This window comes from Sphingomonas sp. Leaf37, assembly GCF_920939475.1.
In the GTDB taxonomy this organism is placed as follows: Bacteria; Pseudomonadota; Alphaproteobacteria; order Sphingomonadales; family Sphingomonadaceae; genus Sphingomonas.
Genome location: NZ_CAKLAX010000001.1, coordinates 430,348 through 442,329, shown reverse-complemented (window position 1 = coordinate 442,329; position 11,982 = coordinate 430,348). Strand labels below are relative to the sequence as shown.

General features: G+C 64.9%; 12 protein-coding genes. 5 read left to right on the top strand and 7 right to left on the bottom strand.

Translation table 11 applies throughout. From position 1 onward, the window contains the following. The first annotated feature begins 93 nt into the window (after positions 1-93). From lipB to LRA87_RS01845, 3 genes are all read left to right on the top strand, one after another. Entirely contained in the window at positions 94-756 is a 663-nt protein-coding gene (gene lipB, locus LRA87_RS01855) for a lipoyl(octanoyl) transferase LipB (protein WP_230628702.1), read from the top strand. Between the two features lie 88 nt (positions 757-844). Continuing rightward, positions 845-1,105 (top strand): hypothetical protein, encoded by a 261-nt coding sequence (locus LRA87_RS01850; protein ID WP_230628701.1) that lies wholly within the window; start codon positions 845-847, stop codon positions 1,103-1,105. A gap of 184 nt (positions 1,106-1,289) precedes the next feature. Then, positions 1,290-2,021 carry a hypothetical protein gene (locus LRA87_RS01845; RefSeq protein ID WP_230628700.1) on the top strand — a complete coding sequence of 244 codons (732 nt, stop codon included), beginning with the start codon at positions 1,290-1,292 and terminating at the stop codon, positions 2,019-2,021. Between the two features lie 45 nt (positions 2,022-2,066). Here the strand turns inward: LRA87_RS01845 and queE are convergent, their stop codons facing one another. From queE to LRA87_RS01820, 5 genes are all read right to left on the bottom strand, one after another. Further along, positions 2,067-2,699, bottom strand: coding sequence for a 7-carboxy-7-deazaguanine synthase (gene queE, locus LRA87_RS01840; protein WP_230628699.1), 633 nt, complete (start codon positions 2,697-2,699; stop codon positions 2,067-2,069). Between the two features lie 4 nt (positions 2,700-2,703). After that, the gene (gene queC / locus LRA87_RS01835; protein WP_230628698.1) at positions 2,704-3,402 is read right to left on the bottom strand and encodes a 7-cyano-7-deazaguanine synthase QueC; all 699 of its coding nucleotides are present in this window, start codon (positions 3,400-3,402) and stop codon (positions 2,704-2,706) included. A gap of 207 nt (positions 3,403-3,609) precedes the next feature. Then, the gene (hslO, locus tag LRA87_RS01830; protein ID WP_230628697.1) at positions 3,610-4,518 is read right to left on the bottom strand and encodes an Hsp33 family molecular chaperone HslO; all 909 of its coding nucleotides are present in this window, start codon (positions 4,516-4,518) and stop codon (positions 3,610-3,612) included. Between the two features lie 145 nt (positions 4,519-4,663). Further along, positions 4,664-5,578: an ornithine carbamoyltransferase gene (gene argF, locus LRA87_RS01825; protein WP_230628696.1), complete on the bottom strand. Its 915-nt coding sequence runs from the start codon at positions 5,576-5,578 to the stop codon at positions 4,664-4,666. Between the two features lie 143 nt (positions 5,579-5,721). Further along, positions 5,722-6,918: an aspartate aminotransferase family protein gene (locus LRA87_RS01820; RefSeq protein WP_230628695.1), complete on the bottom strand. Its 1,197-nt coding sequence runs from the start codon at positions 6,916-6,918 to the stop codon at positions 5,722-5,724. Between the two features lie 299 nt (positions 6,919-7,217). Between LRA87_RS01820 and LRA87_RS01815 the strand changes: the two genes are divergently transcribed. Then, positions 7,218-7,484, top strand: a complete 267-nt coding sequence (locus tag LRA87_RS01815) for a hypothetical protein (protein ID WP_230628694.1) — start codon at positions 7,218-7,220, stop codon at positions 7,482-7,484. Between the two features lie 75 nt (positions 7,485-7,559). On the opposite strand, the gene LRA87_RS01810 is transcribed toward LRA87_RS01815, so the two are convergent. Then, on the bottom strand, positions 7,560-8,831 hold the full coding sequence (locus LRA87_RS01810) for a hypothetical protein (protein WP_230628693.1): 1,272 nt from the start codon (positions 8,829-8,831) through the stop codon (positions 7,560-7,562). 58 nt (positions 8,832-8,889) lie between these two features. Further along, on the bottom strand, positions 8,890-10,872 hold the full coding sequence (gene parE, locus LRA87_RS01805; protein ID WP_230628692.1) for a DNA topoisomerase IV subunit B: 1,983 nt from the start codon (positions 10,870-10,872) through the stop codon (positions 8,890-8,892). Between the two features lie 179 nt (positions 10,873-11,051). On the opposite strand from parE, the gene LRA87_RS01800 reads away from it, so the two are divergent. Then, positions 11,052-11,891, top strand: a complete 840-nt coding sequence (locus tag LRA87_RS01800; protein ID WP_230628691.1) for an outer membrane protein — start codon at positions 11,052-11,054, stop codon at positions 11,889-11,891. Positions 11,892-11,982 lie beyond the last annotated feature (91 nt).

Below are 11,982 nucleotides of genomic sequence, written 5' to 3'. Positions count from 1 at the left end.
GGCTTGGCCATGACCTTGGACGTCCGGGTCGGGCGGCGAGCTGAATGGGGCACGATCTTGCAACCGGCGGTCCCGTCCCGCACATGCCACCGCATGACCGAGATCGACGGGATCGAATGGCGGGTGACGCCCGGGTTGACGCCTTATGACGAGGCGTTGGCGACGATGGAGGCGCGCGCGGCGGCGGTGTTGGCTGGCGAGGCGCGCGAACTGATCTGGTTGCTGGAACATCCGCCGGTCTACACCGGGGGCACCAGCGCCGATGCGCGCGACCTGATCGATCCGCGCTTTCCGGTGATCGCGACCGGACGCGGCGGTAAATACACCTATCATGGCCCCGGTCAGCGCATCGTCTACCTCGTCCTCGATCTCAACCGGCGCGGTCGCGACGTGCGCTGTTTCGTCCATGCGGTGGAGAATTGGGTGATTGCGGCGCTGCGCGAACTGGGCGTTGCGGCATTTCAGGCCGACGGCCGCGTCGGCATCTGGACCCGCGATGGCGGCGAGGAGGCGAAGATCGGCGCGATCGGCGTTCGCGTCCGGCGCTGGATCACGCTGCATGGCCTTGCCGTCAACGTCGATCCCGATCTGAGCCATTTCAACGGGATCGTTCCCTGTGGCCTTGCGGAATACCCCGTCACCAGCCTTGCCGCGCTGGGCCAAGGCGATGATCTGGCAACTTTTGACGCCGCGCTTGCGTTGAGCGCCCCGTCGTTTCTCGGCACTCTTTCCTGCAATGCAGAAAACGAGGCTTGAGGGCGGGGCGTTATGCGATTAATGTCCACCGAGATTTGGGTATTAAAGGGCCAGCAAGCCGTCCAAATCGTTATCTAGGGAGCTTCCAATGCGTGCACTCATCTCCAAGGTCCTGACCGGCTCGCTGATCGCCGGCGCTGCACTCGCCGTGTCGGCTTGTGGCCCGAAGACCGAGACCCCCGACAACACCGTCGTCACCGACATGAACGCTACCGACGACATGGGCACCATGAGCGACAACATGACTGCCGTCGACGGCAGCATGAACGGCGGCATGATGGCCAACGACACGATGATGTCGAACGACACCATGATGTCGAACGACACCATGACCACGAACGCAATGTAATCCCTTCGGGATCATTACGTGCGTGAAACGGCCGTCCGGGCAACCGGGCGGCCTTTTCTTTTGGTTCCAACGCTTTGGCGCATTTTTCGCGTATTCCTGCCAAAGATGCTTAATCGGGGATTGGGTCTGGCCGGAAAACCATCTAGAATCGCCCGATAAAGTTTCCTCCGGGAGGATCGTTCGAATGACCCTGTTGCGTACCGCGCTGGCGCTTGGCGGCGCGGCGATCAGCCTGACGGCGGCGATGCCGGCCTCGGCACAGTTCTTCCTGCGCTCGCACGACTTTCGCGGCACGACCGTGAAGGGCCACGAAGACGGGCTCGGCCAGCCCCTGCCGGGCGCGACCGAGACGGAGTTGCGGGCGGCGATGGCCTGGAACATGCGCGCGGCGCTCAACGTCGCGGCATTGCAGTGCCAGTTCGAGCCGACCCTGCTGACGGTCAACAACTACAATGCGATCCTGAAGGACCATGAGGCGGAGCTGAAGGGTTCGTTCGACACGCTTACCAAATACTTCAATCGCGTCGCAAAGACGCCCAAGGCCGGTCAGAACGCGCTCGACCAGTTCGGCACGCGCACCTATTCGACGTTCGCGACCGTCGCGGCGCAATACGGCTTTTGCCAGACCGCGAGCGAAATCGGCCGTGATGCGACGTTCACGCCGCGTGGCAGCTTCGGCGATCTGGCGATGGACCGTATCCGTGAATTGCGGAACAGCCTGATCCCGTACGGCGAGCAGCATTTCCAGCGCTATCTCGGCCGCGATTACGCGTCGAGGCCGCGGTTCGACCCGATCTGCTGGAACAAGAAGGGCGAGTGGGTCACCAAGAAATGCGGCATCTTCGCGTGGCCGCCGGCAACCACGGCCGTTGCGGCGACCGCGAGGACGACGGGCACGGAGACCGCCCTACGGTAAGGAAATTGCGCGCAGGCGGACAGCACATCCGCTGCGCGCAAAGGCTCAACGCAGTCCGAGGTATTTGTGCGTCTGCAACGACAGACGCCACCACGGACGCTCCATCACCACCGCGATCGCCGCCTCGACGTTCGCGACGCCCCTTGCGTCATCCATGGGCTGCAACAGGCGATGTGCGAAATCCCAGCGTTCGATCTCACCGATATCGGTGCCGACCTGCGGCCAGACCAGCTTCAACTCGTCACCCGACCGCTGCACGACGACGCTGCCGGCCTTGGGGCTGACGCACACCCAGTCGATTCCGGGATGCACGGGCAGCGTACCGTTGGTTTCGATTGCGATGCGAAAGCCGGCATCGTGTAACGCATCGACCAGAGCGTCGTCGATCTGGAGCATCGGCTCGCCACCGGTAAGGACGACGAATCGTTCGTCGTCGCCCGGTCCCCAGAAGTCTGCCACCGCCGTGGCCAACGCGCTTGCATCAATGAACTTGCCGCCACCCAGTCCATCGGTGCCGACGAAATCGGTATCGCAGAACCGGCACACCGCGGTGGCACGATCCTGTTCGCGTCCGCTCCACAGGTTGCAGCCGGCAAAGCGCACGAACACCGCGCGCCGTCCGGCGTTCACGCCCTCACCCTGCAGGGTGAGGAACATCTCCTTGACCGCGTAGCTCATCGGATCACGGCCGAACGGCGTAGACCGTCGGGTCGGCGATACCGGCCTCCTGGAAGCCCCTCGCCCGCAGGCGGCAGCTGTCGCAGGTGCCGCAATGCAGGCTACCGGGTGCCGGATCGTAACACGACCAGCTGATCCCCATGTCGAGGCCGAGGCGCGTACCTTCGCGGACGATATCGGCCTTGGTCATATGCTGAAGCGGCGCGTGGATTTTGAACGGATGGCCCTCGACACCGGCCTTGGTGGCGATCTCCGCCAGCCCTTCGAAGGCGTGGATGAACTCCGGTCGGCAATCGGGATAGCCCGAATAATCGAGCGCATTGACGCCGATGAACAGGTCGCGCGCGCCTGCCGCCTCGGCCCAGCCCAATGCCAGACTGAGGAAGATCGTGTTGCGGGCCGGCACATAGGTGACGGGAATACCGCCGCCGTCTTCGGTGCCGACGCCATCCTTGGGTACGGCGATGTCGTCGGTCAGTGCCGAGCCACCGAATGCCGACAGATCGAGCGGCAGGACGATATGGCGTTCCGCGCCGAGCATATTGGCGACGCGCCGTGCAGCGGCGAGTTCGACCCGGTGGCGCTGGTTATAGTCGATCGACAGGGCGAGCAGGCGATAGCCCGCCTCGCGCGCACTGGCGGCGGAGATCATCGAATCGAGCCCGCCGGAGACGAGCACGACGGCCAGGGGTGTGGTGGTCATGATCCACGCGGCGCTAGACCCATGGCCGGCAAAAGAAAAGGGCCGCGGGTAAGGCGGCCCTTTGAAGGGGAAGAGCGTACCCGCTCTTTAAGGGAGAAAAGCGTGCGACGATCGAAACCCTGCACACGCCTTATCTAAGGGGGAGCCGGTTAAAATCCGTTTAAGACCGAACGTTCCGACGGATGCGGCGAACGGAGGCCGATTGCGTCAGGCAACCGGGTCGGTTTCAGCCGCCACCGGGAACTTGGTCGCACAGAATGCGCAATCGACCTGGATGAAGCCGGTGTCGTCCGCCATCTCGCGGCGCTCTTCGATCGAGAACTTCGACAGGACACTGGCGATATACTCGCCGGTGCAGCGACAGCCGCGCGACAGCGGCGTCGACGCGAGCACGCGAACGTCCTCCTCTTCGTTAAAAAGTCGCCAGATCAGCGTCTCCAGCGGCAATGACGGATCGGCGAGTTCGTCCGCCCCGGTGGTGCGCCCAAGCGCCTCGACATGCTCCCATTCGGGATGATCGAGTCGGGTGTGTAGCCGCTCGCGGCCGACCTCCCCCTCCGGCAGATGCTGGAGGAACAAGCCGCCGGCGATAGTCCGCCCCGTAGCATCGCGGGCGATGCCGACGCGGACGAGGCTGGGGATCTGTTCCGACTGGGTGAAGTAGCTCTCCGCCGCCTCGGACAGCGTTTCGCCATCCAGCGGCACGATGCCCTGATAGCGTTCGCCGGTGGTGGCGAGATCGAAGGTGATCGCAAGATAGCCCTGGCCGAACAGCGCGAACAATGTCGGCTGTTCGGGCGCGGCGGCGAGCTTGTCAGCGTCGTAATCGATGTAACCGCGCACCTCGCCGCCGCGATAATCGCAGACGAGCAGCTGGACGACGCCATTCTCGGTGCGCGTCTGCATGGTAAGCTGACCGGTCGGGTCCTTCAGCGTCGACCCGATCAACGCGGCGAGCGTCAGCGCCTCGGCAAGCAGGGCCTCGATCGCTGGCGGATAGGCGTGTGCGGCGAGGACCCGGTCGAGCGCCGGGCCGAGCCGCACGACACGTCCGCGCGCCGAGCGGGAAGGGATCGCGAAGCCGAGCGCGCGATCGAGATCGGTGGTCTGTTGCATGGGTGGGAGATGGGATGCGGGGTGGTGGGGGTCAAGTTTGGGTCGCCCTCACCCTTCCCACCGTTAACGCGGCGGGCCCCTTCCCTCTCCCGGCGGGAGAGGGAGACGGCGGTAGCCGGCGCTGGGTAAGGATGAGTGCGAGACCTTAGATCTGCCCGAACACCCAGCGCAGCACCGCCTTCTGCGCGTGCAGCCGGTTCTCCGCCTCCGCCCAGATCAGCGACTGGGGGCCGTCGATCACAGCGTCCACGACCTCTTCGCCGCGATGCGCGGGCAGGCAGTGGAGGAAGCGCGCATCGGGCTTGGCATGCGCCATCAGCGCCTCGTCGACTTGATAGGGCATCATCGCGGCGAGCTTGGTGTCCGCATGCGCCTGCCCCATTGAAATCCACGTATCGGTGACGATGACGTCGGCACCTGCGACCGCTTCCTGCGGGCTGGCGACGACGCGGGCGCGGCCCTGCCCCAGCGCGATGTCTTGCTCGGGCGGAGCGAAACCCTGCGGACAGGCGGCGACGACGTCGAACTGCATCAGCCCAGCCGCCTCCATCAGCGAGGCTAGCACGTTGTTGCCGTCACCGAGCCACGCGACCTTGAGGCCGGGCAGCGCCTTGCCGTCCTCCAGAATGGTCTGAAGGTCCGCCATGATCTGGCAGGGATGCGAGAAATCGGTCAGGCCGTTGATGACGGGGACGCTGGCATAGCGCGCCATATCCTCGACCTTGGCGTGATCGTCTGTGCGGATCATGATCGCATCGACATAGCCCGACAGGACACGCGCGGTGTCGGCGACACTCTCGCCGCGGCCGAGCTGCATCGAGCCGGCGTCCATGACAATCGACGTGCCGCCGAGCTGGCGGATCGCCATGTCGAAGCTGACGCGGGTGCGGGTGGAGTTCTTTTCGAACACCATCGCCAACACATGGCCGGCGAGCGGCGCGTCGGCATCGGCGCGGCCTTTGGGGAGGCCCCTGCGGGCGGCCTTGCGGTCGATTGCATCGGCGAGCATCGCGGCGACGCCATCGGCGCCGGCATCCGACAGGTTCAGGAAATGGCGCATATTAAATCCTCCCTCGCGAAGCGGGGGAGGGGGACCAGCGAAGCTGGTGGAGGGGGCGTTTCCGAAAACACCGAACTCACCGCTTACCTCCCCCTCCGTCAGCCTGCGGCTGCCACCTCCCCCTCGCGGGGGAAGCATGATCTTTAGTCGTCGCTCGCCGGCACGAACACGCGGGCAGCGGCGCTCAGTTTGTCGACGCATTCCGCGACGTGCGCGTCCTCAATCACCAGCGGCGGCAGCATACGCACGACGTTCTCGCCCGCCGCGACCAGCAGCAACTGATGGTTGTCACGCGCATGCGCCACGAATTCGCGCGGCTCCACACCCGCCTTCAACTTGAGGCCGAGCATCAGCCCCTTGCCGCGGACGCCTTCGAACACATGATCATGGTTCGGGATCATCTGCTCCAACGCCCCGCGCAACCGCTCGCCCATCGCCTCGACGTTGGCGAGGAAGCCATCGGCCAGCATCACGTCGAGCACCGCCTGCCCCGCCGCCATTGCCAACGGATTGCCACCATAGGTCGATCCGTGCGTGCCGATCACCATGCCCTTGGCGGCATGTTCGGTGGCGAGACACGCGCCGAGCGGGAAGCCGCCGCCGATCCCCTTGGCCACCGACATGATGTCGGGTTCGATGCCATAATGTTCGTACGCCCACATCTTGCCGGTGCGTCCGTACCCGCATTGCACCTCGTCGAGAATCAGCAGCAGGCCGTGCTCGTCGCACGCTTTGCGCAGGCCGGTGATGAATTCCGGCGTGCCGACCGACACGCCGCCCTCGCCCTGGATGGTCTCGACCATGAACCCCGCGGTCTCGTCGTCGATCAACGCGAGCGCCGCCTCCAGATCGTTGAAGGCCGCATAGGCGAATCCGGGCAGCAGCGGCTCGAACCCGTCACGCATCTTCGGCTGGTTGGTCGCCGAGATCGCCCCCATTGTCCGCCCGTGAAAGGCGTTGTTGAAGGTGATGATCTTGTGCCGCTGCGGATTGCCCTCGGCATAATGGAAGCGGCGTGCCGTCTTGATCGCGCATTCGACCGCTTCGGCGCCTGAATTGGTAAAGAACACGGTGTCGGCGAAGCTGTTGGCGACGATCCGCTCGGCCAGCGCTTCGCCCTGCGGACTGCCGTAGAGGTTCGACACGTGCATCAGCGTCGCAGCCTGTTCGGCGATCGCCCTGACCAGATGCGGGTGGCCATGACCCAGCGCATTGACCGCGATGCCGGCCGCCATGTCGAGGTAGCGCGTGCCGTCTTCGGCAATCAGATAGCACCCCTCGCCTCGGACCGGACGCACACCGCACCGTGGATAGACGGGCATGAGCGGCGTAATGGTCACGAGAGGTCTCCTCTTCTCCAAACGAGAAAGGGCGGCCTTCGAAAGACCGCCCGTTCCTGCATACGAGCCGCACGCGTGACGGGTCAACTCCATCACACGTGATGACGCACGACCGTATCGACGAAAGCTCGCCAGTCCTTGGCGGATTTCACCAACCCACGGCGGGGGGATACGACAGCGGCGTGACAGCCGTGGCACTAACCTGCTGTTTTCATGGGGTTTTAGTGTTTGGCATGGGTAATGCAGTGCACCGGGTACGAGGCGAAAACGTCTCGCCGAATTACCGAGGAGGATAACCCATGACCCATTCGACATCGCTGCGCCGCTCCGTTGCCCTGATCGCCACTGCCGGGCTGATCGCTACGGGCGTGGCCGCACCTGCCCTCGCGCGCACCAAGGGTCCGGCGAAGATCACGCTGACCGCCAAGGCCGCTCAGGACCCCGCCGGCCGCCTCTGCATGCCCAAGACGACGCTGGGCAAGACCGCCACGCGCGAGATGCCGGAAACGATCTGCCAGACCCGCGCCGACTGGGAAACCGCAGGCGTGACCTTCGTGGTCAAGTAAGGGTTGCCGACCCTGGGTCCGCCGGCCGCCATATTCCGCATGATCGGGATATGGCGCAGGTCGACAGGCTTGCCATTATCCGCGCGGAGCGACACCGGACGCGGTTGCCGGAACGGGTCGCGTCACGGGCGGGCCCGCAGATTGCTCGGCAGTCAGGTCGAGGACGACCACCCGCGGCTTGCCGACCTGTTTGCGAATCCGGCTTCCCGTTCCACCACCCCAGCTCGCCGTATAGGTATGACGCTCGACCCGCATCTGCCCGGGTGCACCGGTTTCTACCATCAGGGGTGCGTAGCGACGCCCGGCGATCTGCTGCAACACCGGTCCGACCCAGTCCGATCGCCGGTTACCGCTTTCGCGCAGCATCTCCACATCCTCGACGCGGCCGTCGGGCCGCACGACGAACGTGACGTCGATCCATTCGTCGGCATGCCCGGCATTGGTATGCCCCGTCCCACTCGCGGCGATGACACCAGCTGCGGCAGCCGTCCGGTCATGGCTGGCGTTCCAGTCGATTGGTGGCGCGTACAGCAGGACGGGTCGATCGCTCGGCGGACCTTTGTACGATGCGACGAGCCGATCCACCGCGCCCGGATCGCCCCGCGCAATGTCCATCCTGCCCCCGAGCAGGACCGCGGCGTCGCGGAACACGGCAAGTCTGGGGTCGGTCGTGTCCGTGATCCGACGTAACGCTGCCCGCGCCCGGGTTTCATACGCCGACGGGTTGCCGGCGGCGAGAACCGTAAGCAAGGATGCGACACGGATCATCGCGCGCCCGCGAATCTCCGGCAGATCAAGCTGTTCGGCATCGCGCGCAACCGACTCGTAGGCACGGAGCGCACCGAGGCGATAGTCGTTGTAAAACATGTTGGGACCCGACGACATCGGCTGCGGCCCCTCCAGCATCATGCTGTCGCCGATCTGCAGTCGTTGGGCGAGGGTGCGCTGATCCTTGGCGCCCAATCCCGCCTTCAGGGCGTCGCGCGATGCGACCATTCCCCGCCGCACGTCTTCGGTTTCTCCCATATGCGTCGCGACGTGCGCTTCGGCACGACGCAGATCGCTGACGGCTACCGGAAAGCGGGCTTCGCTGCCACGCGTGTTCGCGATCGTCGCGTTCAGCACAGCCCGGGATTGACGGTAGTCACCCGCGACGAACAGATTCTCGCCATGGATGAGCGCCGCCTTGATCTCTTCGTCAGGCGGGCAATGGCGTTTGCGGCATGCCTGCCAGTATCGTTCGCTGTCTTTAAGTGGCGTACCGATGACGACAATGTCCCGCTTTTCCGACACCATCGCAACCGAAGGGGCGGCGACAGCCTGAAGCGATAATGCCAATAGGATCATGCTCAGATCACCTCCGCGATACGGAAGCATGCCACGACTATAGCGCAGCGTCGATCCCTCAGGCGTCGATCGCCTCTTCATCCAGACGCGCTGCATTTTCCTGTATGAATGCAAAGCGATGGGCGGGGTTGTTACCCATCAGACGATCGACCAAGTCCTTTACGCCGGCGCGTTCTTCATATTCCTGCGGCAAGGTGATGCGAATCATGCCGCGGGTCTTGGGGTCCATCGTCGTTTCGCGCAGCTGGCCCGGGTTCATCTCACCGAGGCCCTTGAAGCGTGACACCTCGACCTTCTTGCCCTTGAACGCGGTGCGTTCCAGTTCGGCGCGATGCGCGTCGTCGCGGGCGTAGAGGGATTTGGCGCCGACCGTCAGGCGGTAGAGCGGCGGTTGCGCGAGGTAGAGATGCCCGCGACGCACGAGGTCGGGCATTTCCTGGAAGAAGAAGGTCATCAGCAGCGTCGCGATGTGCGCGCCGTCGACGTCGGCGTCCGTCATGATGACGACTCGTTCGTAGCGGAGCTGGCTGGCATCGCAATCCTTGCGGGTGCCGCAGCCCAGCGCCTGGATCAGGTCGGCGATCTCCTGATTGGCGACGATCTTCGCGCTGGTCGCGCTGGCGACGTTGAGTATCTTGCCGCGGATCGGCAGGATCGCCTGCGTCTTGCGGTCACGCGCCTGCTTCGCCGAGCCCCCTGCCGAGTCACCCTCGACGATGAACAGCTCGGTACCTTCGTTGCCGTCGTTGGCACAGTCCGTCAGCTTGCCCGGCAGGCGCAGCTTGCGCGCGCTGGTCGCGGTTTTGCGCTTGACCTCGCGTTCCTGCTTGCGGCGCAGGCGCTCGTCCATCCGGTCGAGAACGTAGCCGAGCAGCGCTTTGCCGCGGTCCATGTTGTGGCCGAGCCAATGGTCGAAATGATCGCGCACCGCCTTTTCCACGAGACTGGCGGCTTCGGGGCTGGTCAAACGATCCTTGGTCTGGCTCTGGAATTGCGGTTCGCGGATGAAGACGCTAAGCATCAACTCGCTGCCGACCATGACGTCGTCGGCAGTGATATCCTTCGCCTTCTTCTGGTGGACCAGTTCGCCAAATGCACGCAGGCCGCGGACCAGAGCCTGACGCAGACCCTGTTCGTGGGTGCCACCATCGGGTGTCGGAATGGTGTTGCAATACCAGCTGTAGCTGCCGTCGCTCCACAGCGGCCAGGCGACCGCCCATTCGACGCGGCCCTGTTCGTTGGGAAAATCCTGATTGCCCGCGAAGAAGTCGGCTGTCGCGCATTCGCGCCCGCCGATCTGTTCCTTGAGGTGATCGGCGAGGCCGCCGGGGAACTGGAAGACCGCTTCGGGTGGCGTGTCCGTGCCCTCGACCAGCTCGGGCGAACAGCGCCAGCGGATCTCGACCCCGGCGAACAGATACGCCTTCGACCGGGCAAGCTGGTAGAGGCGCTTCGGCTTGAAGGCGAGTTCGGGGCCGAATATCTCGGTGTCGGGGGTGAAGGCCACCGAGGTGCCGCGGCGGTTGGGTGCCGCGCCGACATGCTCCAGCGGCCCCTGCGTCAGGCCGCGGCTGAAGCGCTGACGGTAGAGCTGGCGATCGCGCGCGACCTCGACCAGCGTGTCCGACGACAGCGCATTGACCACCGACACGCCGACGCCATGCAGGCCGCCGCTGGTCGCATAGGCCTTGCCCGCGAACTTGCCGCCGGAGTGGAGCGTCGACAGGATCACCTCCAGCGCGCTCTTGTCGGGGAACTTCGGGTGCGGATCGACCGGGATGCCGCGGCCGTTGTCGACGATGGTCAGGCGGTTGCCGGGTTCCAGCGTCACCTCGATCCGGGTCGCGTGCCCCGCGACGGCTTCGTCCATCGCATTGTCGAGCACTTCGGCGGCAAGGTGGTGCAGCGCGCGCTCGTCGGTACCGCCGACGTACATGCCAGGACGGCGGCGGACGGGTTCGAGCCCCTCCAGCACCTCGATCGACGACGCGTCATAAGCATTGGCGGGCGCCGCGGGGGACGCGAACAGGTCTTGGGCCATCGATGGAACCATAAGGGAACATCCGCGAGGATGCCAGCGCCAGACCACCGCGGATGTTGCTACACCATGTCCCGGGTGATGCCTGAAAGCCACAGTTGCGGCAAATCATCAGCATAGATGCATATTAAGGCCGCCAAGGACGTTCCTCGACCGACTGCAACACCCCCTCGGGAGAGACCATGCGTAACATCCTGCTTATCGGCGCCGTCGCCGCCGCTACTTTCGCCACCGCCGCCCAGGCTCAGGACACCACCGATCGTGCGCCGTTTAGCGGCATCTACGTCGGCGCATCGGGCGGCTACGACGTTCAGCCGAACGACGTCGGTTCGTCGATCCTGTTCGATCGTGGTTCGAACGGCAGCTTCGGCGACACCGTGTCGACCGCAGCAGGCGCCAATGCGTTCTCGCCGGGCTTCTGCAACGGCCGCGCGGTCGGCGCGACGCCGCTGCCGGGCAGCTGCCGCAACGACAAGGACGGCTGGTCCTATTATGGTCGCGTCGGCTTCGATACGCAGCGTGGCAACATCGTCGTCGGTGCACTGGGTGAATTCGGCAAGACCGAAATCACCGACAGCGTCAGCGCCTTCTCGACCACGCCCGCAAACTACGTGATGACGCGCGACGTGAAGTGGGAAGCGAGCATTCGCGCCCGCGCAGGCTATGCGGCCGGTACGACGCTGTTCTACGGCACGTTCGGCCCCGGCTATGCGAACATCGATCGCAGCTTCACCTCGACCAACACCGCGAACAGCTTCGCACAGTTCGGCAAGCGCAAGCAGTTCGGTATCGTCGGCGGCGGCGGCGTCGAGCAGAAGCTGGGCGAGAACTTCTCGATCGGCATGGAATACACCTACCACCAGTATCAGGACGACGACGCCCGCGTGCGCGTGTCGCAGGGTACGGCAGCGGCGAACAACCCGTTTATTCTGCCGGCTGGCGGCGCGACGACGGACTTCCGTCGTTCCGACGACAAGTTCCGCTGGCACTCGCTGCGCGCGACGGCGGCGTTCCGCTTCTAAGGCACAGGACCGCCCGGATCAGCGAAGCTGAACTGGGCGGTGTAGGCCTAACCGGCGTCGCCTCGGTGACGATCGGCGACTCGGTACGATG